21 protein-coding genes and 5 tRNA genes are annotated in these 22,035 nt (G+C 60.8%); 8 read left to right on the top strand and 18 right to left on the bottom strand.

Annotation, left to right across the window (positions count from 1 at the left end; genetic code table 11):
• Positions 1–296: 296 nt before the first annotated feature.
• A complete protein-coding gene (locus tag B0T39_RS23855) occupies positions 297–989 on the top strand; it encodes a hypothetical protein (protein ID WP_141111384.1) in 693 nt (230 codons plus the stop codon).
• Positions 967–1,479 carry a hypothetical protein gene (locus B0T39_RS23850; RefSeq protein WP_217806333.1) on the top strand — a complete coding sequence of 171 codons (513 nt, stop codon included), beginning with the start codon at positions 967–969 and terminating at the stop codon, positions 1,477–1,479. Before B0T39_RS23855 ends, B0T39_RS23850 begins: the two co-directional genes overlap by 23 nt.
• A 73-nt stretch (positions 1,480–1,552) precedes the next feature.
• Here the strand turns inward: B0T39_RS23850 and B0T39_RS25365 are convergent, their stop codons facing one another.
• From B0T39_RS25365 to B0T39_RS23800, 11 genes are all read right to left on the bottom strand, one after another.
• A complete protein-coding gene (locus tag B0T39_RS25365) occupies positions 1,553–2,128 on the bottom strand; it encodes a hypothetical protein (RefSeq protein ID WP_141111383.1) in 576 nt (191 codons plus the stop codon).
• 36 nt (positions 2,129–2,164) lie between these two features.
• Positions 2,165–3,313, bottom strand: coding sequence for a site-specific integrase (locus B0T39_RS23845; protein ID WP_081551133.1), 1,149 nt, complete (start codon positions 3,311–3,313; stop codon positions 2,165–2,167).
• Positions 3,314–3,427: 114 nt separating this feature from the next.
• Positions 3,428–4,483 carry a site-specific integrase gene (locus B0T39_RS23840; RefSeq protein WP_081551131.1) on the bottom strand — a complete coding sequence of 352 codons (1,056 nt, stop codon included), beginning with the start codon at positions 4,481–4,483 and terminating at the stop codon, positions 3,428–3,430.
• Between the two features lie 165 nt (positions 4,484–4,648).
• Positions 4,649–4,722 (bottom strand) — tRNA-Cys (locus tag B0T39_RS23835).
• Between the two features lie 41 nt (positions 4,723–4,763).
• Positions 4,764–4,839, bottom strand: a tRNA-Gly gene (locus B0T39_RS23830).
• Positions 4,840–4,871: 32 nt separating this feature from the next.
• Positions 4,872–4,947, bottom strand: a tRNA-Gly gene (locus B0T39_RS23825).
• A 26-nt stretch (positions 4,948–4,973) separates the two neighbouring features.
• A tRNA-Gly gene (locus B0T39_RS23820) sits at positions 4,974–5,049 on the bottom strand.
• Between the two features lie 26 nt (positions 5,050–5,075).
• Positions 5,076–5,151: transfer RNA gene (locus B0T39_RS23815), tRNA-Gly, on the bottom strand.
• 98 nt (positions 5,152–5,249) lie between these two features.
• Positions 5,250–5,831, bottom strand: a complete 582-nt coding sequence (pgsA, locus tag B0T39_RS23810; protein ID WP_048412018.1) for a CDP-diacylglycerol--glycerol-3-phosphate 3-phosphatidyltransferase — start codon at positions 5,829–5,831, stop codon at positions 5,250–5,252.
• A gap of 112 nt (positions 5,832–5,943) precedes the next feature.
• On the bottom strand, positions 5,944–7,749 hold the full coding sequence (uvrC, locus tag B0T39_RS23805) for an excinuclease ABC subunit UvrC (RefSeq protein ID WP_081551129.1): 1,806 nt from the start codon (positions 7,747–7,749) through the stop codon (positions 5,944–5,946).
• Positions 7,750–8,184, bottom strand: a complete 435-nt coding sequence (locus B0T39_RS23800; protein WP_081551139.1) for a DUF4124 domain-containing protein — start codon at positions 8,182–8,184, stop codon at positions 7,750–7,752.
• A 161-nt stretch (positions 8,185–8,345) separates the two neighbouring features.
• On the opposite strand from B0T39_RS23800, the gene guaB reads away from it, so the two are divergent.
• The gene (gene guaB, locus B0T39_RS23795) at positions 8,346–9,809 is read left to right on the top strand and encodes an IMP dehydrogenase (protein WP_081551127.1); all 1,464 of its coding nucleotides are present in this window, start codon (positions 8,346–8,348) and stop codon (positions 9,807–9,809) included.
• 81 nt (positions 9,810–9,890) lie between these two features.
• Here guaB and B0T39_RS23790 read toward each other — a convergent pair whose 3' ends face one another.
• Entirely contained in the window at positions 9,891–10,754 is an 864-nt protein-coding gene (locus B0T39_RS23790; protein ID WP_081551125.1) for an AraC family transcriptional regulator, read from the bottom strand.
• A gap of 9 nt (positions 10,755–10,763) precedes the next feature.
• Complete coding sequence (locus B0T39_RS23785) at positions 10,764–11,687, bottom strand: LysR family transcriptional regulator (RefSeq protein ID WP_081551123.1); 924 nt, start codon at positions 11,685–11,687, stop codon at positions 10,764–10,766.
• 163 nt (positions 11,688–11,850) lie between these two features.
• On the opposite strand from B0T39_RS23785, the gene B0T39_RS23780 reads away from it, so the two are divergent.
• The 3 genes from B0T39_RS23780 (at position 11,851) to B0T39_RS23770 (ending at position 16,257) form a co-directional block, all read left to right on the top strand.
• Positions 11,851–13,467 (top strand): GMC family oxidoreductase, encoded by a 1,617-nt coding sequence (locus tag B0T39_RS23780; protein ID WP_081551121.1) that lies wholly within the window; start codon positions 11,851–11,853, stop codon positions 13,465–13,467.
• 94 nt (positions 13,468–13,561) lie between these two features.
• Positions 13,562–15,178: an MFS transporter gene (locus B0T39_RS23775; protein WP_081551119.1), complete on the top strand. Its 1,617-nt coding sequence runs from the start codon at positions 13,562–13,564 to the stop codon at positions 15,176–15,178.
• Between the two features lie 200 nt (positions 15,179–15,378).
• Positions 15,379–16,257: an alpha/beta fold hydrolase gene (locus B0T39_RS23770; protein ID WP_081551117.1), complete on the top strand. Its 879-nt coding sequence runs from the start codon at positions 15,379–15,381 to the stop codon at positions 16,255–16,257.
• 157 nt (positions 16,258–16,414) lie between these two features.
• On the opposite strand, the gene B0T39_RS23765 is transcribed toward B0T39_RS23770, so the two are convergent.
• Positions 16,415–17,908 (bottom strand): carboxypeptidase M32, encoded by a 1,494-nt coding sequence (locus B0T39_RS23765; RefSeq protein WP_081551115.1) that lies wholly within the window; start codon positions 17,906–17,908, stop codon positions 16,415–16,417.
• Between the two features lie 291 nt (positions 17,909–18,199).
• On the opposite strand from B0T39_RS23765, the gene B0T39_RS23760 reads away from it, so the two are divergent.
• Positions 18,200–18,589: a nuclear transport factor 2 family protein gene (locus B0T39_RS23760; protein WP_081551113.1), complete on the top strand. Its 390-nt coding sequence runs from the start codon at positions 18,200–18,202 to the stop codon at positions 18,587–18,589.
• 52 nt (positions 18,590–18,641) lie between these two features.
• Here the strand turns inward: B0T39_RS23760 and B0T39_RS23755 are convergent, their stop codons facing one another.
• The 4 genes from B0T39_RS23755 to nrdR all read right to left on the bottom strand — a co-directional run bounded on the left by B0T39_RS23755 (position 18,642) and on the right by nrdR (position 21,622).
• On the bottom strand, positions 18,642–19,289 hold the full coding sequence (locus B0T39_RS23755) for a hypothetical protein (protein ID WP_081551111.1): 648 nt from the start codon (positions 19,287–19,289) through the stop codon (positions 18,642–18,644).
• 175 nt (positions 19,290–19,464) lie between these two features.
• The gene (ribD, locus tag B0T39_RS23750) at positions 19,465–20,562 is read right to left on the bottom strand and encodes a bifunctional diaminohydroxyphosphoribosylaminopyrimidine deaminase/5-amino-6-(5-phosphoribosylamino)uracil reductase RibD (RefSeq protein ID WP_081551109.1); all 1,098 of its coding nucleotides are present in this window, start codon (positions 20,560–20,562) and stop codon (positions 19,465–19,467) included.
• Between the two features lie 3 nt (positions 20,563–20,565).
• Positions 20,566–21,105, bottom strand: a complete 540-nt coding sequence (locus tag B0T39_RS23745) for a GNAT family N-acetyltransferase (protein WP_176219646.1) — start codon at positions 21,103–21,105, stop codon at positions 20,566–20,568.
• A 58-nt stretch (positions 21,106–21,163) separates the two neighbouring features.
• On the bottom strand, positions 21,164–21,622 hold the full coding sequence (gene nrdR / locus B0T39_RS23740; protein ID WP_019100637.1) for a transcriptional regulator NrdR: 459 nt from the start codon (positions 21,620–21,622) through the stop codon (positions 21,164–21,166).
• A 176-nt stretch (positions 21,623–21,798) separates the two neighbouring features.
• Here nrdR and B0T39_RS23735 point away from each other — a divergent pair.
• On the top strand, positions 21,799–22,035 hold a 237-nt coding region (locus B0T39_RS23735; protein WP_176219463.1), incomplete at its 3' end, for a transposase domain-containing protein.

The raw sequence follows: 22,035 nt of genomic DNA, 5'->3' as shown, positions 1-22,035 counted from the left end.
TTCGGCCTGCTTGAGAAAGCCAATGATCTGTTCTTCGGTGAATCTGCTCTTCTTCATGTCCGTCATTCTCCTTCAGTGACGGACTTCTCTCTACTTTTGATTGGTAAGGCCTAAGGGGAGCAGATCAATTCCTACTAGATCTTGCTACGGAAGAGCTGCGACTGAAGAGCATAAATAAGAAAGACATTCTCCAAAGCAGGAGGCTGTCCGAAATAAAAAGAGACCGCACAAAACTGTTTCTCTCCATCAACTACGGTAAAGATGGCCCCGTCGCAGTCGTACCGGCCAACGCGGTTGTGAATAAGTGGCTGAAAGATTTTTGTCATCATTGTCAGATCACGGGCCCCACAGGAGAGATCTGGAATCTTGCCAGCCACCAATTCCGTCGCAGTTTTGCTTACTACTACGCACGCTCAGAACTCGGAGATTTGCTTTATCTGAAAGAGCATTTTGGCCATTGGAGTTTGGAGATGACCATGCTATACGCAGACGGCGGCGCGGACGAATATCAGCTCGACAATGGATTGCTGGAAGACGTGGTCCGAAGCAAAAAGAAACGCCAGGCCCAGATACTGACCGGTTACCTGGATAGCGATGTGCCCGTGGCCAATGGTGACGATTGGCTCAAGACCTGGCGGCCGATGATACGCACCGCCAAAAACAAAGCTGAATTGATCGAGGAACTCAGCGACACGCTGACCCTGAACGGCACGGGGCACAGCTGGTGCGCAGGGAGCGCCAAGGGTGGCAATTGCGGTGGCCTCTGCATATTTGAGGCAGACATGTGCGTGGACTGCAACACAGCTTTAATTGGCCCTGAGCATCTACCCGTCTGGCGTGCAATCGCCGAGCAGCAACGTACGGTGCTGGGACTACCCGATATGGGGCTTCCGGCCAAAAAACGCGCGAAGCGTATCCTGGGTAAATCCATCATGGTGATTGCCCGTCTTGCTCCCGGAGAAACTAGTGAAATCCCTGACATCATCTGACCTGGGTGGCAACCCGGATGCCCTACGCGCGCGCAAAACCGCATCGCAACAGACGACACGCCACGAATTGAACCTCGCGTTGGCCAGGCTACGAAACGGCAATCCCAAACGCGTGCCCCGCGGCTCGCCGATCAGTGCATCCACGGTTGCAGAAGAGGCTGGAATCGATCGTTCCACTTTATATCGATATCACGAGCCAGTCCTAATCGAGATTCGGAAAATCAATGACACCGCACCCAAACAGAAACTTCAGGCCAAGCAAGGGGAGTTAGTTGAAGAAAAAGCCAGGACCATGGAGTACCGAAAAATCGCAGAGGACGCGACCGCCGAAATTGCAGACTGGGCACGGCAGAACTATGCGCTAAGCCATCGGATTCAGGAACTGGAACAATTGCTTCACATGCGAGATGGCGTCATTGATGACTTGAAAAACCGTCTACAAGTTGCTGAGAGAGTCGTTCCGATGAGAGCGGTTCCTGATAATAAATAAAAGGATTCCCGCTAGGTACTCTATGGCAACCATGCAGAGTGTCCACCTTGTCTCAACGCAGATTTAATACTCATTATTTATTCAATATCTTGGTCATTACGCCCCGGCTCCACGTCACTAAACACCTAGCCACGAAGTCTTTTGCGGCTCTGAAATGTGACAAATCTTGCGCATCAAAAAACACCCATCCATTAATATTTTGAAATTTAATGTATTTCCCAATTTGCTGTTCAAGTAATTTAAGATTTTTTTCAAATTCAGTACGCGCCTTCCCTGATGACTCGTGAAGTGTATCCAAATCAAATCGGTCAGCTGTTAAGCCATTCTCACTATCGTATTTATATTTCTCATAGAAAACTATCGTAGCCCCATTTTGCTGTATATTCCCTAGCGTTGCATAAACACCATCTACTTGTTTAAACAAAAATTGTGACTCTCTATATGATTTCGTAAGTAATATTGATTTTTCTTTCATAACCTCATACGACTCATGCCATATCGCCTGATAATAATCAAGAGCGGTCAAGTAGATATTGTACCTTTTGTTATACAAATCCAGTTTTGTTTTCGCACTTGCTATTCTCATTTGAGAGTAGGCAATAGAAAATGTAGCAAAACTTAAAATGATTATTATCGTATCTTTGTTCAATTCAAATCCTTTGCAATTATTTTAACAGCGCAGATATCACAGCGGGGATATAAGCTCGACACGTCCATTTTTTATATTTTCTGTAACAGATTCAATATTGCTTGGTATCGGTGGCATTGCGCCATCGCAAAGCATTCCTATTATTTTCCGAAGAAGATGATCTCGTGCTTGACCAATGATGCGGTTTTCATCTCTACCAGAAAATCGCAAATCCAAAAAATCTGGGAAGTCGATGCAAACATCTTGACTCATCGTTGTGATAACGGCGGGGTAGGATGGAATCTGTTCCCGTAAAACGGGACGATTCTTCTTCGCCCGAGGCTTCGGATCAAGCTTTGGCACAAGCAGGTGGCTATACAGGTGTGAATATCGTTTCAACATCGCCATACTTCGGTGACCTGAAATGGTGGCTACCTCAATGGTGTTCAATCCGCGTTCCAGCAGCGACGAGATGCAGCAGCCGCGCAGGTCATGGAAGTGGAGATCCTCTATGCCTAGGTTCTGAATGAAATTTCTCCACGAGCTCTTTATGCCACTTGAGGTATAACGAAAAATGCGCCCATCCGGTTTCTTGACTAGAAAGCGGTCGAAAATGTCATAGGCTTTTCGGCTGAGCGGGACCTCGCGGATATCGTTATTTTTCGTAAAAGGGAGCAGCGCCGTACGTTTTGTCCAATTGATGTTTTCCCAGCGTAAAGAGAGTATTTCACCTTGGCGCATGGCCGTCTCCAGTGCAAGCACGACAATCGCGTAGAACTCGGGATTCGAGTAACGATACGCCGCGCGAAGGACCATGCGCTCTTCAGTTGGTGTCATGCGCCGACTGCGACCAGGCGATGCCTTTGGCTTTCTAATTTTCAGCACCGGATTGGATAACCAATCCATCCCCCATTCAGTGGCTGCAGTGCTAAACACATGTGACAACAGCATCAGTTCCAGTTTCACTGTCGATGTAGCCAGCGTCTTCTCCGGGGTGCGCGGATTCGGTGTGGCTAGACGTTTATCACGATACGCCGCCACTTGAATAGGGGTAATTTCGCTTAGGGTCAACTCGCCAAGATGCTCGGCCAATGCCTTGATTCGGTAAACCTCGGCTTTGTAACCGCGCTTCTGGATGGATATGCTTTCAACATAGAAATTCAGGATGTCGCGAAGAGGGCTCTTTTGTGTCGGAACGAATTGCATGGGATGTTATTTTTCTTGCTTGGTAACGCGGAGGGTGACCTTTACGCAACATGAATATTGTTGCGGACAACTGCAAGCCACGCACCGTGGATGTGGAATCTGTGAGCAACACTCTCAACGTTGGGATAATTCATGCCGCAAATCATGAAATCCAAAATCAGCGCAGCCGGCCGCCTCGAAAATCCGCGAATACTGCCGCGAAAGCAAGGCGGTGGTCTGCTTTAATGCCATGGGGCTGTCGTTGCCATTCCACCATGGTAGCAGTCGACCACCGTCAAACTGCCAGCCCCCCATCCCACGTTCGCCAACGTCTACCTGCAAGCGGTATCGCGCCAGCGCCCCCAGCGCAATGGACGTCAAGGGTACCTGCCGCTTGTCCCCGTTTTTGGTCTTGTCCAAAAAGATGGTTCTACGTTCTGTGTCGATCTGATCCAGCGTCAAGGTGTACATCTCGCGCAAGCGCATGCCGGTTTCAATCGCCAGCTCGAACAGCAGCTCAAGCGCACCTTGCCAGCGCAGCGCCAGGGCGCGCTGGCGGCCTTCCGGCTTCTGGCCGTCCATGATGCCACGCACGGCCTTTTCTTCGTCTGGCGCCAGCCTTCTGTCCCGCCATTCATCAACCGGAACCTGTACCGCCTTCCCTTCTTCCGCTGTCGCGCGCAGTACGGCGGCATCGGCGTCGTTGTAGGTCGCGTAGCGCTTGGGCAGCAGCCGCAGCGGGTTGGTGACAAATGTGCTGTTCGGTCGTCGGGTAAGGTGGTCAAAACAGCGGGCCAGCGAGCCCACATAGTGACGAATGGTGGAGGGTGAGAGCTTTTCTTCCTGCTTCATGGCACGAACCCAGCCTTCGGCCCACGAGTAGTTGACCGTGCGCAGCTCAATCTCGCCCACCTTGCCGCTTAGCGTGGCCAGCACGGGCTTATCGGACTCTGCAACGGCAACCTGCACCAGATAGTCGCGGATCGCGTCGCGGATGGTCGCTATGTCTGGTTTCTCGTTGAGGAGCTCAGGCGGAACAATGCCGCGGTCCAGCAGTGCTTCCAGCCTGGCGCAGTAATTGTCGCCCTCTTCCTCTCGTTCGAAGGTAAGGGATACCGGGCGCGGCAGTACGCCTTTGCGACGGACGATGAACTCCCAGGAACCACTGGGGCGCTGACGTTTTGTGGCCATGCAAACTTGCGTAGTCGGCAAAAACTATAGTCTACGCGTGGTTTGCCGCTCTGGGCGAGTGGTTAAGGGCCGAAAAGGACGGGGAAAAGCTAGGATTTCGGTGGTTGACAGCAGGGGCTGGACAAAGCAAAAGCCCCGTAAGTCCTTGACTTACGGGGCTTTAACTGGAGGCGGGGGTCGGAATCGAACCGGCGTAGACGGATTTGCAATCCGCTGCATAACCACTTTGCTACCCCGCCGTTACCGGCGAACCGTCAGCTTACGCTGACCGTTATGAATTTGGAGCGGGAAACGAGGCTCGAACTCGCGACCTCAACCTTGGCAAGGTTGCGCTCTACCAACTGAGCTATTCCCGCAGGGGTACGGCACCAACAACAAGCATTATGGATGGAGCGGGAAACGAGGCTCGAACTCGCGACCTCAACCTTGGCAAGGTTGCGCTCTACCAACTGAGCTATTCCCGCGTCGCACAATGCTATTGCAGAAGTTTTGGAGCGGGAAACGAGGCTCGAACTCGCGACCTCAACCTTGGCAAGGTTGCGCTCTACCAACTGAGCTATTCCCGCGTCGCATAACGCTATTGCAGAGGATTTGGAGCGGGAAACGAGGCTCGAACTCGCGACCTCAACCTTGGCAAGGTTGCGCTCTACCAACTGAGCTATTCCCGCACTCAAAACTGCTGCAATACTTCTGCTTTCTCTTCGCTACTGCTGGAGCAGCGCTGAGAGATGCGAATTATAAGGATTTATCAGGCACTGTCAACACTTCAAACATCAATTTTTTTCCCTGAAAACTCCTTGGCGGCCATCCTTAGGTAATAAACCATTGACCACAAAGTCAAAATCACCGCCACCACCATGAAAGCATTACCCAAAATTAATGTCGAAACCCCCGGCAGCAGCGGACCGGCATACAGCAACAACAGAATCGCCACCATTTGCGCAGCGGTTTTCAACTTGCCGATATAGGCCACCGCCACGCTTTTGCGGGTGCCCATCTCCGCCATCCATTCCCGCAGCGCGGAGATGGCGATCTCCCTGCCGATGATGATCATCGCCATCCAGCCCTCAGTGCGCCCCATCTGCACCAGCAGGATCAAGGCCGCGGCGACGATCAGCTTGTCCGCCACCGGATCCAGGAAAGCGCCGAAGGCCGAGGTCTGGCCCAGTTTGCGCGCCAGGTAGCCATCCAGCCAATCGGTGATCGCCGCCAAAGCGAAGATGGCGGCGCCTACCTGGTTGCGGCTTTGCAGCAGCAGAACGGAATCCGGCAAAAAGAAAACCGCTACGCAGATAGGGATCAGGGCAACCCTGAGCCAGGTCAGGAATATCGGCAAATTGAAGGGCATCGGTGTCAGTAATCTTATTGTTTGCGGCTCGGTCAAAAACTGCGCGTTCGCCCCAAGCCACAACGGGACGCACAGCGATGGTTACAGTGTATAAACGATGGCGCGCCGGCAATCAATGCAGCGCGTTGTAAATCTTCTCCGCCAGCGTGCGACTGATCCCGTCCACCTGGGCCAGGTCGTCCATACTGGCGGCGGCCACGCCGCGCAGGCCGCCAAAGCGCATCAGCAGCTGTTGCCGGCGCTTGGCTCCCACGCCCGGAATCTCCTCCAACGTGGATGCGGTGCGCGCCTTGGCGCGCCGCGCGCGGTGGCCGGTAATGGCGAAACGGTGGGCCTCATCGCGCACCGTCTGGATCAAATGCAGCGCGGGGTGGTCCTGCCGCAGCTGCAAGCTCTTGTCCAGATACGGCAGGATCAGCGTCTCCAGACCCGGCTTGCGCTCCTCGCCCTTGGCGATGCCGACGATGGGCAGGTTCAGTCCGATTTCGGCGAACACTTCCAAAGCCACGCCCACCTGCCCCTTGCCGCCGTCGATGAACACCGCATCCGGCAACTTGCCCTCGCCCGCAGCCAGCTTGCCGTAGCGACGTGACAACACTTCGCGCATCGCGGCGTAATCGTCTCCGGGCTTGGCGGTTTCAATATTGTAGCGCCGGTATTCGCCTGGCTGCATCGCGCCCTTGTCGTAGATCACGCAGGAAGCCACCGTGGCTTCACCCATGGTGTGGCTGATGTCGAAGCATTCGAAGCGGCCGGCGCCCTCCAGCTCCAATACCTCGTTGAGCTGGACCAGCCGCTGGTTCTGAGTGGCTTTACTGTTGGCTCGCTGCATGATGGCCAGCGCGGCGTTCTTTTCCGCCATTTCCAGCCACATACGTCGTTCGCCTATGGGATTGCTGGCGATGGCCAGCTTGCGCTCGGCCTGCCGCTCCAAGTGTTGGCGCAAGGTATCGGAAATTTCGCCGTTGATGATGATGGCCGGCGGCAAAGGCGCACCCAGATAATGCTGGGTCAGGAAGGCCTCCAGGCTGTCCGCCAGTTCGCCCTCCTCGCCGCTGACCGGGAAAAAGCTTTTGTCGCCCAAATGACGGCCACCGCGAATCATCACCAGATTGACGCAAAGCATGCCTTCTTGCTGCACCGCGGCCACCACATCGCAATCCTGCTGGCTGGAGTTGCTGGAAACGAACTGCTTCTCCTGCACCCGCGCCAGCGCCTGAATCTGGTCTCGCAGCTCCGCTGCCTGCTCGAACTCCATCGCCTCGGCCGCAGCCATCATGCGCTGGGTCAAGCCGTCGATCAGCTCGCTCTGGCGGCCTTGCAGGAAGGCCACCGCGCTGGCCACGTCGCGCGCGTAGTCTTCCTTGGAGATATGGTCGACGCAAGGCCCGGAACAGCGCTTGATCTGATACAGCAAACAGGGACGGGAACGATTGGCGAACACCGCGTCTTCGCAGGTGCGCAGCCGGAACACTTTTTGCAGGATCTGGATGCTCTCGCGCACCGCGTAGCCGTTGGGATACGGGCCGAAGTACTGGTTCGGACGCTTGGGATCGCCGCGGTAATAGGCCATCTGCGGGAACGCGTGACCGGTCAGCATCAGATAGGGATAGGACTTGTCGTCGCGGAACAGAATGTTGTAACGCGGCGTCAGCGCCTTGATCAGATTGTTTTCCAGGATCAGCGCTTCCGCCTCGGAGCGCGTAACCGTGGTTTCAATATCGGCGATCTGGCGCACCATCAGCTGGATGCGCGGCGATTGGTCGTTCTTCTGAAAGTAGGAACTGACCCGCCGTTTCAAATCTATGGCCTTGCCGACATAAAGCACGCCGCCCGACGCGTCGAGCATTCGATACACGCCGGGCAGATTGGGTAGGGAAACCAATACCGCTTTGTAGTCAAAAACCGTTTTCGCCACTTATTTTCCACACCAGATCTGCACATTGGCCTGCGCCTGGGCAATCAGCTCATTACGCTGGGCGTCGGTGGCCAGCGCATTGGAGCCCGGCATGCGGATGCGGCTATTGGTCTGCACCGAAGCCAGTTGATTGCGGGCGTTCTGGCAATTCTGCTCGCGGATCTTGGCGTTGGCCTCCGCGACCTTGGCGTTCTCCGCGGCGATCTTGGCGTTCTCCCCGCTCGCGTCCTTGCCCGCGTCCTTCTTGCCTTCCTTGGCCGGAGCCGAGGCCGGCGCCGGCGCGCGCGTATTCATGCGGCGGGCGTTGACGCTGGGCGGCGGCTGATCCGAGTACACGGTTTTTCCGGCCTCGTCCTTCCATACATAGACTTCCGCGCTGGCGGCGGAGGAGCCCAGCAAAGCCAGCAAAAAGGTCCATACTAAGGTTGACTTCATCATCGACTCCCTGACCCGAATTGCGCTGCAGATACTCAAATTGTAAGGCCTGCACGGCCGGCCGGCAAAAAGGTAACAGGGTTGCGGGCGGAAAGCCCGTTTTTTTGCAATAGCGACAATGCCTCGGTATAATGCCGCTTTGCCGCAAAGGAAACGCCAAGATGCGTATCATCGAGAAAGCCTATACTTTCGACGACGTTCTCCTCGTCCCGGCCCACTCTGAAGTTCTGCCGCGCGACGTAGTCCTCTCCACCAAGCTTACCCGCAACATCACCCTGAACCTGCCTCTGGTGTCCGCCGCCATGGACACGGTGACCGAAGCCCGTCTTGCCATCGCCATGGCTCAAGAAGGCGGCATCGGCATCGTGCACAAAAACATGGACCCCGCGAAACAAGCCAGCGAAGTGTCCAAGGTGAAACGCCATGAAAGCGGCGTGGTCAAGGATCCCATCACCATCGCCCCGGACATGCTGGTGCGCGATCTGGTGCTGCTGACCCGCCATCACAAGATTTCCGGCCTGCCGGTGATCGAAAACGGCAAGGTTGTCGGCATTGTCACCAACCGCGACCTGCGCTTCGAGACCCGCCTGGACCAGACCGTCGGCTCCATCATGACCCCGCGCGAGCGTCTGATCACCGTCAAGGAAGGCGCCAGTATCGACGAGGCCCGCGAGTTGATGCACACCCACCGCCTGGAGCGCGTGCTGGTGATCAACGACGTCTGGGAGTTGAAGGGCCTGATCACGGTCAAGGACATCATCAAGACCAGCGAACACCCCAACGCCAATAAGGACAGCCAAGGCCGTCTGCGCGTTGGCGCGGCCGTCGGCACCGGCGGCGACACCGAAGAGCGCGTGATCGCGCTGGTGAAGGCCGGTGTGGACGTGATCGTGGTCGATACCGCACACGGCCACAGCCAGGGCGTGATTGAGCGCGTGCGTTGGGTGAAGAAGAACTTCCCGCAAGTGGACGTGATCGGCGGCAACATCGCCACCGCCACCGCCGCGATGGCGCTGGTTGACGCCGGCGCCGACGGCGTCAAGGTCGGCATCGGCCCCGGCTCCATCTGCACCACCCGCATCGTAGCCGGCGTGGGCGTGCCGCAGCTGACCGCCATCCACAACGTATCCGAGGCGCTGAAGGGCACCGGTGTGCCGATGATCGCCGACGGCGGCATTCGCTTCTCCGGCGACATCTCCAAGGCGCTGGCCGCAGGCGGCAACTGCGTGATGCTGGGCGGCATGTTCGCCGGCACCGAGGAAGCCCCGGGAGAGGTCGAGCTGTTCCAGGGCCGTTCCTACAAGTCCTACCGCGGCATGGGCAGCTTGGGCGCGATGAGCCAGGGCTCGTCCGACCGCTACTTCCAGGACAACGAAGGCAATGTGGAAAAGCTGGTGCCGGAAGGCATCGAAGGCCGCGTGCCGTACAAGGGCTCCATCGGCCAGGTGATCCACCAGTTGGTGGGCGGCCTGCGCTCCTCGATGGGCTACCTTGGCTGCGCCACCATCGCCGACATGCACGAGAAAGCGGAATTCGTGGAAATCACTTCCGCCGGCATCCAGGAATCCCACGTCCACGACGTGCAGATCACCAAGGAAGCGCCGAACTACCACGTATCCCGTTAAGACCCGACGTCGTCAGGCATCCTTTACGGCAAAACCCGCGCCAAACGGCGCGGGTTTTTCATGGCCGAACCACAAGCGCGGTCAGGCCAGCGACAACATCAGCCGAGTGCGCAAGGCGGTGGGCGGATTGTCGTAAGGCGAATTCAAATACTCTTCCACGCACGGCACTTCGCCGAGCTCGCGCCCGCTGCCGGGCAGCCAGTGCCGGTACAGCCAGGACCAGGCCGTGGACAGCTCCGCGTACGGTCCCAGATGCGTCACGCAAGCGTACTCTCCGGCGGGAATCTCCCCCCACTCAAACCCATCCGGCAACGGCCGCTCCTGCCAAGAATCTGGCACCGTCACGCAGGCGATGGAACGCAGCTTGGCCTCCTCCGTCTGTTCCGTATCATCCAGATACATCCCGAATACGCGACCTGGCGCGTCGCCGACTGCGCAGCCCGGGCTGATGGCCTGCAAAGCGCCGAAGGCCTGGCCGATCTCCATATAACTGCCAATATGGCGGCGCATCAGCACCTTCAACCCCTTATCCTGCTTGAGCAATGTCACTTCATGCATAACGGTCTCCCAGTCTTGCCTAGAAATGAACGCTCTGCGCTGGCGATAGCGGCCCGGACTCTCGCCGTAAGCCCTGGCGAAGGCGCGGACGAAGGCCGCTGTGCCGCCGTAGCCGGCGCGCGCCGCCACCCTAGACAAAGGGAGCGAGCCGCCGTCCAACTGCCCGGCCGCGCGATGCAACAACAGCCGCTGCCGGGTCTCTACCACCGTTTCGGCCATCAGGCCGCGATACACGCGGTGAAAGTGAAAGGGCGACAAGCAAGCCTCCTCCGCCAACCTTTCCAGCGGCACCGGCCCATCCAGATGGCGCCACAGGTAGTCCAACACCCGCAGCATCCGCCACAAATACGGCGACTCCGGGTCGCCGTTGCGATAGAGCGTTCTCATGAAGTGAGCTTATCCCGCATCGATTGATTCGTTTTGCTGAGTTGGCTGTTGCAGCAGCAGCCATTGCATGCTTTGGCACAACTCCACCACGAAATCCCACACCACGCGGTAGCGCAGCGTGCGTCGGATGTCGCTGCGGCCGCTGATCCAGTAAGAGCGGATGATGCGCAGCTCCGGCAGCAGTTGACGCAGCCGCGCGTCGTCGTAGGTCAGATAATACGGTAGCACCGCAATGCCGCCGTCGGCCAGCGCCGCCTGCTGCTGGCCCACCACGCTGGTGCAGCGCAGATGAATCAGCGGGTTGCGGCACAGGCCGCGGTGAAACATCAGTTCGCGCGAGAACAGCAAATCGTCGACATAACCGACGATGGGATGCCCGGCCAGGTCCTCGCGCTCGCGGATGGGCTCATGCGCATCCAGGTAGGCCGGCGTCGCGTACAGGCCCAAGCAGTAATCGGTCAGCTTGCGCGTCACCACCATATTGGCCTGCGGCCGCTCCAGCGCGATGGCGATGTCCACCTCGCGGTTGGTGATGCTGACGAAGCGCGGCACCGACACCAGGTCGATCTCCAGCGCCGGATAGAGCGCCATCAGCCGCGGCAAGTGCCGCGACAAGAATAAGGAACCCAAGCCTTCCGGCGCGCCCAAGCGCACCAGGCCGGCTACCTCCACATGCCCCACCCTCGCCTCGTCCTGCATCCGGGACGCGGTGTTTTCCAGTTGCTCCGCCAGCGGCAGCAGCTGCCGGCCGGCCGCGGTCAATAGATAGCCGTCCGGTTGCTGCACAAACAGCGGCTGGCCCAACTGCCGCTCCAACTGTTCGATATGCCGGGCCACCGTCGCATGCGTGGTGCGCAGCTGCCTGGCCGCCGCCAACAGCTTGCCGCTGCGCTGCAAGGCCAGAAAATAACGGATGTCGTTCCAGTCGAACATCGCCCCCTCCCCCGCGTTTATGGTGCGCTTGCACACAATGATGACAAGCTTCAATTGCACCGCTGTTAGAAAACTAACAGCCATTGTTCCGCTCTGGCTATTCCCAGCCCGGCCCGGCTTGATCTTATATGGTGGCGATACAGACGTCATAGGAAAGCGCGGCATGCAGGCATTGGCGGACACATTCGACTACATCATCGTCGGCGCGGGCAGCGCCGGCTGCCTGCTGGCCAACCGCCTGTCACTCAATCCGCGGCACCGGGTGCTGCTGCTGGAGGCCGGCGGCGAGGATAATTATCCGTGGATACACATCCCGGTGGGCTACCTCTATTGCATCGGCAATCCGCGCACGGACTGGTGCCTGCGCACCGCGCCCGAGCCCGGCCTGGGCGGGCGCAGCCTCAACTACCCGCGCGGCAAGGTGCTGGGCGGCTGCTCCTCGATCAACGGCATGATCTATATGCGCGGCCAGGCCGCGGACTACGACGGCTGGGCAGCGCAGGGCTGCCCCGGCTGGAGCTGGGACGAAGTGCTGCCGGACTTTTTGCGCATGGAGGACCACTTCGACAGCGCCCGAGCCCAGCACGGCCACGGCGGCGAATGGCGGGTGGAACGGCAGCGGCTGTCCTGGGAAATTCTGGACGCCTTCCGCGACGCGGCGGAGCAAAGCGGCATCGCCCCGGTGGACGACTTCAACCGCGGCGACAACGCCGGCTGCGGCTATTTCGAAGTCAACCAGCGCGGCGGCCTGCGCTGGAACACCGCCAAGGCCTTTCTGCGCCCGGCGCGCCAGCGCCCCAACCTCACCGTGCTGACCCACGCCGAGGCGGAAACCCTGCTGCTGGAGGACGGCCGCGCCGCCGGTATGGTATTCCTGCAACACCGGCAGCGCTGGCAAGCACGCTGCCGCGGCGAAATCATCCTGGCCGCCGGCGCAGTCGGCTCCCCGCTTTTGTTGCAGCGCAGCGGCATCGGTCCCGCCGCGCTGCTGCAAGAACACGGCGTCGCCGTGCGCCATTCGCTGCCCGGCGTCGGCGCCAATCTGCAAGACCATCTGCAACTGCGCATGGTGTTCAAGGTCAGCGGCGCCCGCACGCTGAACCAGCTGGCCAATAGCTGGACCGGCAAGCTGGCCATGGGCTGGGAATACCTGTGGCGGCGCAGCGGCCCGCTGGCGATGGCCCCCAGCCAGTTGGGCGCCTTCGCCAAATCCGATGTGGAGCAGCCGCGCGCCAATCTGGAATACCACGTGCAACCGCTGTCGCTGGAACGCTTCGGCGAACCGCTGCACCCCTTCCCCGCCTTCACCGCCTCGGTGTGCGACCTGCGCCCCCTCAGCCGCGGCCGGGTCGCCATCGGCGGCGCGGGGCTGGACGCCTCCCCGCTGATCCAGCCCAACTACCTCAGCCATCCGCAGGACCGCGCCGTCGCGGTGGCCGCGCTGCGGCTGACCCGGCGCATCGTCGCCGCGCCGGCGCTGGCGCGCTACAGCCCGGAAGAATACCTGCCCAGCCTCGCCGCCCAGAGCGACGAGGAGCTTGCCGCCGCCGCCGGCCGCATCGGCACCACCATTTTCCATCCGGTAGGCACCTGCAAAATGGGACAGGATACCGATGCGGTGGTCGATGCCAGACTGCGCGTTCACGGACTATCCGGATTGAGAGTGGCGGACGCCTCCATCATGCCCGCCATCACCTCGGGCAACACCAACTCGCCCACGCTGATGATCGCGGAAAAAGCCGCCCGCATGATTTTGCAAGACCGCGCCAGCCCTGACTGAGCGGCGCCACGCAATATCGGACCCACCCAAACAGAGGAAGCCCACTTCCCGACCCACAACTTGTCGCAAAGCCACACCAAGAGGAGACAGCACCATGAGCAGCACCCTGACGCCCGCCGCCACGGCGGGACACACGATCAGCAGCTCCGAGCGCAAAGTGATCTTCGCCTCGTCGCTGGGCACCGTTTTCGAGTGGTACGACTTTTTCCTGTACGGCGCGCTGGCCGCGGTGATCAGCAAACAGTTCTTCGCCGGCGTCAATGAAACCACCGCCTTCATCTTCGCGCTGATGACCTTCGCCGCCGGCTTCCTGGTACGGCCGTTCGGCGCGCTGCTGTTCGGCCGGCTGGGCGACATGATAGGCCGCAAATACACCTTTCTCGCCACCATTCTGATCATGGGCGTCTCCACCTTTCTGGTGGGCCTGCTGCCCGGCTACGCCAGCATAGGCATCGCCGCGCCCATCTTGCTGGTGGTGCTGCGCATGTTGCAGGGCCTGGCGATAGGCGGCGAATACGGCGGCGCGGCCATCTACGTGGCCGAACACGCGCCGGACCACAAACGCGGCGCCTACACCAGCTGGATCCAGGTCACCGCCACCGCCGGCCTGCTGCTGTCCCTGCTGGTGATCCTGGCCTGCCGCAAGCTCACCGGCCCGGCCTTCGACGACTGGGGCTGGCGCTTGCCCTTCCTGCTGTCGCTGGCGCTGCTGGCCATCTCCACCTGGATCCGGTTGTCGATGCATGAGTCGCCGGCCTTCCTCAAAATGAAGGCCGAAGGCAAACACTCCAAGGCGCCGCTGACCGAATCCTTCACCAACTGGAAGAACCTGCGCATCGTGCTCACCGCCCTGTTCGGCATCAACGGAGGCCAAGCGGTCACTTTCTACTGCGCGCAGTTCTATTCGCTGTTCTTCCTCACCCAAATCCTCAAGGTCGACTCGCAAATCGCCACCCAGCTGCTGGTGGCCTCCCTGGTAATCGCCGCGCCGCTATTCCTGTACTTCGGCTACCTGTCCGACCGCATCGGCCGCAAGCCGGTGATGTTGACCGGCCTGCTGCTGGCGGCCTTGCTGACCTTTCCCGCCTTCAAATGGCTGACCGCCTACGCCAGCCCGGACATCGCCAACGCCGCGCGCCAGTCGCCAGTGGTGGTGGTGGCGGACCCAGCCAGCTGCCGCTTCCAGTTCGACCCGGTGGGCAAGGCCAAGCTCAACACTAGCTGCGACCAGGCCAAGGCCCTGCTGGCCAAGAACGGCGTGCCCTACCAACGCGAGGCGGCGTCCGCCGGCGGTGAAACCCGGATCAAGGTGGGCGAGCAGACGCTGACTGGCTTCGACAAGACCGCGCTGCTGGCCGCGCTGAAACAGGCCGGCTACCCGGACAAGGCCGATCCGGACAAGATCAACTACCCGATGGTGGTGGCGGTGCTGGTGCTGCTCAGCCTGATCGCCGCCATGGTTTACGGCCCGCTGGCCGCCACCATGGTAGAACTGTTCCCCACCCGCATCCGCTACACCTCGATGTCGCTGCCCTACCATATCGGCAACGGCTGGATAGGCGGCCTGTTCCCCACCGTGGCGTTCTCGCTGGTGGTTTACACCGGCGACATCCTCTACGGCCTGTGGTACCCGGTCATCGTCTATAGCGTCAGCTTCGTGGTCTGCCTGCTGGGCTTGAAGGAGACTCATAAGGCCGACATCCATCAATAAGACTCGCTAACAAAACCCCTGATCCTGCGTTGTGCCTCCTTGTCGTACTATTTGTACTGACTGCGTCGGCGCGCCTTGGCTCAGGTACGCTGCGCGGTTTTGTTAGTGACTCTAAGCGCCCTTCCCACGCGCACGGCGGACCTCCCGGTTCGCCGTGTTTCTGGTTAGACTGGGGCTTTCGTCCCACCGCCCGCGCCACCATGCCGATTCAACGCCTCAGCCAGTCCGAAACCCTGACCCTCAACCGCCACCGCTATCACCTGCGCCGCTGGGGCCCTAGCGACGCGCCACTCTTGGTGCTGCTGCACGGATGGATGGACAGCTCCGCCACCTTCCAATTCCTGGTGGACGCGCTGCCGGACGGCTGGCAAGTAGCGGCGCCGGACTGGCGCGGCTTCGGCGACAGCGACTGGAACGACGGCAGCTACTACTTTCCCGACTACCTGGCCGACCTCGACGCACTGCTGGACGCGCTGTCGCCGCAACAGCCGGTCAAGTTGTTGGGCCACAGCATGGGCGCCATGGTCGCCGGCATCTACGCCGGCATTCGCCCCGAGCGCATAGAAAAGCTGGTGCTGGCCGAAGGCTTCGGCCTGGCCGCCACCAAGCCGGCGGAAGCGCCGGGCCGCTACGCGCGCTGGCTGCGCGAAACCCGCGCCGCGCCCGAATTCGGCGACTTGCAATCGCTGGACGCCGTCGCCGCCAAGCTGCTGGAGCGCAACCCAAGACTGATGCCGGAGCGAGCTCAATGGCTGGCGCGCGAACTGACCCGGCAGCGGGATGGCGGCCTCTACTACCGAGCCGATCCGCGCCACAAAATGGTCAACCCGGTGCTCTACCGGCTGGAAGAAGCGATGGCTTGCTGGCAGCGCATCAGCGCGCCGGTGCTGTGGGCGCTGGGCGGCGACACCGACGATCACCCGCTGGCCAAGAGCGTGGCAGCCAGCATGGCGCAGCGGCGCGCCTGCTTCGCCCAACTCCAGGAAACCGTGATCACCGACGCCGGCCACATGCTGCAATGGGAACAGCCGGAAACGCTAGCGGCGGCGATCCACGCGTTTTTCAGCCAACCCCAATAAGAACCGCTCACAAAACCTCGCAGAGAACCTGAGCCAAGGCGCGCCGACGCAGGCAGTACGAGTAGTACGACAAGGAGGCGCAACGCAGGATCAGGGGTTTTGTTAGCGGGTCTAAAAAAGCGCGGCCAAGCCGCGCTTTTCATGGCTTCCTACCAAATCAAACACCTAAATAACGCCTCTCCAGGTGCGCCTTGAAGTGCGCCGGGTTCAGCGTCTCGCCGGTGGCGCGACGCACCAGCTCGTCCGTGCTCCAACGGCTGCCCTGGCTCCAGATATTGGCGTTCAGCCAATTGAAGATGGGCTCCAGATTGCCGGCCGCCACCTTAGCGTCCAGCTCCGGCTCAGCGCGGCGCAGGCTGGCGAAATACTGCGCCGCGTACATCGCGCCCAGCGTGTAGCTGGGGAAATAGCCAAAGCCTCCGTCGGTCCAGTGGATGTCCTGCATGCAGCCATTGGTGTAATTGCCGCGGGTGTCCACGCCCAGGTAGGCCATCATCTTCTCGTCCCACAGCGCCGGAATGTCCTCGGCCTCGATCTCGCCGTCCATCAGCGCGCGCTCGATCTCGAAACGCAGAATCACATGCGCCGGATAGCACAATTCGTCCGCGTCCACGCGGATGTAACCCGGTTGCACCCGGCTGTACAAGCGCTGCAGATTATCCAGCGCAAACGCCGGCTGCTCGCCGAAATGGCTGCGGATCAACGGCGCGATCAATTGCAGGAAAGCCGGACTGCGGCCCAGTTGCATCTCAAAGGACAGGCTCTGGCTTTCATGGATACCCATGGAACGCGCGCGGCCCAGCGGCTTCTCCAACCAGTCCTTGGGCAGGTTCTGCTCGTAACGCGCGTGGCCGGTTTCGTGGACGATGCCCATCAGGCTCTGGACGAAATCATCGTCGCGGTAGCGGGTGGTGATGCGCACATCCTCCGGCACACCGCCGCAGAAGGGATGGCTGCTGACATCCAGCCGGCCGCCATCAAAATCGAAGCGCAGCAGTTTCATCGCCTCCACGCCCAGCGCGCGCTGCCGCTCCACCGCGAACGGCCCCACCGGCTCGATCACCGTTTCCGACGCCTGCTTGGCGCGCGCGCGGTCGATCAGGCCCGGCAGCCAGGATTTCACCTCGGCGAAAATGCGCTCGATCTCCGCGCTCTTCATCCCCGGCTCGTACTTGTCCATCAGCGCGTCATAGCGGCTGCCGCCGCTGGCCTCGGCCAGCAGACGACCCTCCTCGCGCGACAGCTTGACCACCTCGCGCAGGTTTTCCAGAAACCCCTTCCAGTCATTGGCCGGGCGCTGGCTACGCCAGGCGTGCTCGCAGCGCGCGCCGGCCAGGGTCTTGGCCTCCACCAGCGCCGCCGGCAGCAGATTGGCCTGCGCCCATTCGCGGCGCATCTCGCGCAGATTGGCCCGTTGCAGCTCGTCCAGGTTTTCCTGCTCCGCCGCGTCCAGCTGCTCCTTCAACTGCGGCGCGGTGATGATGCCGTGGGTTAGCACCCCTAGCTCCGCCAGCGCGGCGGCGCGGGCGTCGTTGCCCTTGCTCGGCATCATCGCCGCCTGGTCCCAGCCGGCGATGGCGCCAAGGTGACCAAAACGGTGCAGGCGGGCGAAAGTGTGGGTTAAAGCCTGGTAGGCGGATGTGTGTGTCATCTTGTCTCCTCTCTATAAAGAACCGATTTACGATCTGCTGCGCGTCGGCGATTCGGCGTTGAGAACCGCTGCAGAATGCTCATGTAGCGCTACACCTTCCGCTTTCTCAGCCGCAACGCCTGGTCTCTCCCCAGCTCGCGAGATCGTAAACACGCTCCACTTGTCAAAGCATGATGCCATCAGACTATTTGATCTGACAACTTCCGCCCAAAAACCCGCCAAAGCCGCGTATTGACAAGGATTTTGATTTTGTACATTATCAAAACCCCATGCCTAGCATGAGGTAAAATCATGCCATCCATCGCCGCCCAACTCTTTCTCGCCTACCAGGACCGCGACTGGGAACGCGCGTGCCGCCTGCTGCGCGACGACGCCGTGATGCTGTGGCACTGCAGCGGCGAGTACTTTCGCGGCGCGGACGCCATCGTCCACGTCAACCGCGTTTATCCGGAGGGCTGGAGCATACGCCTGCTGCAGGACAATCTGCTGACCGACGGCCGCTGGCACGTGGTGGCTCAGGTGGACCACGGCACGGCGCGCTACTTCGCCAATTCCCTGTTCACGCTGGAACACGGGCTGATCAGCCAGATCGAGGAATACTGGGCCAGCGCCGAAGCGCCGCCGGCCTGGCGCGCGGGCTTGCCGGGCCGGGCCAGGCTGGAAGCCGCGCAGCCGGCTTGAGGCTAAGGCGGTGGAAACATCTGGAATGGAATAGCGAACCGGTCAGTCCGCCTCAAGCCGCCGGCTGGCCGGCGTTGCGCGCCTGGGCTTGCGGGAATTGGTGCCAGTAATAGAAGTACTCGCGCACCAGCAGCAGAAAGGTGTTTTTCAGCTCCGCCTCGCGCAGATGCAGCAGCACCGCGTCCACCATCATGCGGAAGCTGTCGCCCTGAATGGGCTGGCCGTCCAATAGATAGAGCAGGGATTTGAGCAGGCGCTCGCGCAGATGGATGTCCGGCTCGGACATGCCGTCCTCGAACAGCTTGCCCAAGTAAAGACCCAGCGACGGCGGAAAGCGGGAAAAGCCGTCGCTCTCCATCCGCATCAGCAAGCCTTCCCAGTCCGTCTCCAGCCACACCCGCACATTACGCACCGAAAAGCCGCTGCGCGCGGTGATTTCCACCACTTTCTTGGTATCGCCCAGCCAGAAGTAATAGAACTCGCGGGTACAGGTCAGCGCCAGCACCTGTTCATCCGGCGCACAGGCCTGCAACAAACGCTCGCAAGGGACGCGAAAGCCTTCCGCGCTGCGCTCGACGCCATCCAGCCAGGGCAACATCTGCTCCAAAATGCGACGCCTCTCGTCGATCACCTGGGCCGGCGCGCCCTGACGCGCCAGCAATCGCATATAAGCCTCCAGCGCCGCCTTCAAATCGCTCATGCCCTTTCCCCAGCCCTCCCGTAAGCCGTTTCGGTCTTACCCTTCCCCTCGCCGCTCGCGCTCTTCGGCACAGCCGGCGGACTGTTCTTATTTTCGGACAGAAATGTTGCAGACTCCAGACGGGATTCGCGGCGACGTCGGCGTTTTCCTAATGCGCCGGACTGGGAACAGCTTCTCAGGTCGGCGTCAGGCTCAAACGCAAATCCGCCCCCACCATCCGCGCGTCGCGGATGTTCAGCTTCTGCTTGTCGGCCAGGTCTTCCAACGGCGGCCAGGCGAACAGGCCGCGCGCGGCGTCGCCGGCCAGCGACGGCGCCAGATAAAGCACGATCTCGTCCACCAGCCCGGCGCGCAGCAGCGCGCCGTTGAGGCCGGCGCCCGCTTCCACCATCAGCATATTGACGCCGCGCTGAGCCAAGGACGCCAGCAAGGCCGGCAGGTCGGCATGGCCGTCGGCCTGCCGAGGCAAGGTCAGTATCTCCGCGCCGGCGCGATAAGGCCCCAGGCGCTCTTCCTCATGGTCGCAGGTGGCCAGCAAAGTGCTTCCGTCCTGGTAGACGCGCTGCGTCGGCTCGGTTCGCAGATCGCTGTCCAGCACCACGCGCAGCGGCTGGCGCTCGCAGGGGACTTCTCGCACCGTCAGTTGCGGATTGTCGGCCAGCACGGTGCCGCTGCCGGTGAGCACCGCGCAATGTTCGGCGCGCAAACGGTGCACATCGCGTCGCGCCTCCGGGCCGGTGATCCACTGGCTGCGGCCGTTGAGCAAGGCGGTCTTGCCGTCCAGGGTGGCGGCGGCTTTGAGCATGACCCACGGGCGGCCGCGCTCAACTCTGGACAGGAAGCCGCGATGCACTTGCCGCGCCTCCGCCTCCATCAGCCCGGCGTCGGCGTCTACGCCGGCGGCCCGCAATATGGCCAGCCCGCGGCCGGCCACTTCGTGGTAGGGGTCCACCATCGCCGCCGCCACCCGAGCCACGCCCTCGTCGATCAAACGCCACGCGCAAGGCGGGGTTCGGCCGTGGTGGCTGCATGGTTCCAGCGTGACGTAGGCGGTAGCGCCGCGCGGAGACAGGCCGCGCGACAGGCAGTCCTTGATCGCCTGGATTTCCGCGTGATCGCCGCCCACTTGCAGGGTGGCGCCTTCGCCGATCACCGCGCCGTCGCGCACCAGCACGCAGCCCACGCCCGGGTTGGGCGCGGCGCGGCGGGTAGCCGCGGCGGCCAGCCGCAGCGCGCGCTGCATGTAACGATGGTCATCCGCGGAGTCGTTCATGTTTCATTGCTTCCATTCATGAGCCAGCAAGCTGTACTGCCTGGCGTCGCAGTAGCGGCCTTGCAGCAGCAGGTATTCACGCAGCACGCCTTCGTAGCGGAAGCCCAGCCGCTCCGCCACCGCGCAGCTGCGGTGATTGTCCGCCGCCGCGTCTATCGCCACCCGGTGCAGGCCCAGCGGGCCGAAAGCTTCGGTCAGCAGTTGCGTCAGCGCCGCCTGCATCACGCCCTGCCCCACCTGGCGACGGTCCAGCCAATAGCCGACGAAGGCATGGCGGTTCAAGGCGTCGATGGCGTGCAGATCGCAAACGCCGGCCAGCGCGCCATCTCGCAATACCAGCCAAGTATAGGCGGTGCCGGCCTGGCGGCTGGCGGCGGCGGACTGCAGGAAGGCGCGGGAGTCGGACTCGGAGCGGGTTAGCGGCTCCCACGGCATCCATGGCCTTAGCACGTCGCGGTTGGCGTTGATCAAGGCGAACAGCGCCGGCGCGTCGGACAGCTCAGGCGCGCTCAGCGAAACATGGGTAGGCAGGGGTTCAGGCATGCAGGCACCCGCGATGACGGAAGAATGGAGCAGTCTACTCCAGCCTCCCGCCGTGCGGTCAATGCGAAGACTTCTGGATTTCCTTGATCGCGTCGGAAAACTCGGACACGTCCTGAAAGCTGCGGTAGACCGAGGCGAAACGCACATAGGCCACCTTGTCCAGACGCGCCAGTTCGTTCATCACCATTTCGCCGATCTCGCGGCTGGACACTTCGCGCTCGCCCAATTGCAGCAGCTTGTGACAGATGCGGTCTATCGCCTCGTCCACCAAGGCGGTGGGCACCGGGCGCTTGTGCAGCGCGCGCAGGAAGCTGGTGCGCACTTTCTCGATGTCGAATTCCGAACGGTGGCCGGCGGTTTTCACCACCTGCGGCATGCGCACGTCGGCGGTTTCAAAGGTCGTGAAACGCTTCTCGCACACCGGGCAGCGCCGCCGCCGCCGAATGCTGCTGCCGTCCTCACTGACGCGGGAGTCGATTACCTGAGTATCGGCATTGCCGCAGAACGCGCATTTCATGACTTAATCCTAAGGGTTCCAATGTAGGGATGTTATCAGCAATGCGCAGTCAAGTTAATGCCGCTATCGCCCACCCATGAAAAAGACGCCCCTGAGGGTAATGCCAGTCAGTTAAGACTTGCGGATGTAAATCCAGTAAAAAGGGGACATGTTCATCATGTTCCCTTTTTCGCTGCATGAGCCTACTACAACGCGCCTTACATGACACGCTGCCACACGCCCCTTCTCGGCTAGAGACATTGGCCGCATTGATTGACCCTGCCTGGATCGAGCAAGCACTCGCCGTTACCGGCAAAGCCTCCATTCGGCGCCGCAAACTTCCTGCTGAGCATGCCGTCTGGTTGGTCATTGGCTTGGCCCTCTTTCGCAACTTGCCGCTATGGCAGGTCGTGCAGCAATTGGCTCTGAGCCTC

Source organism: Chromobacterium haemolyticum, from assembly GCF_002081825.1.
Classification (GTDB): domain Bacteria; phylum Pseudomonadota; class Gammaproteobacteria; order Burkholderiales; family Chromobacteriaceae; genus Chromobacterium; species Chromobacterium fluminis.
Note: the sequence above shows the minus strand (reverse complement) of the source record. Positions and strands in the feature narration are given on the sequence as shown.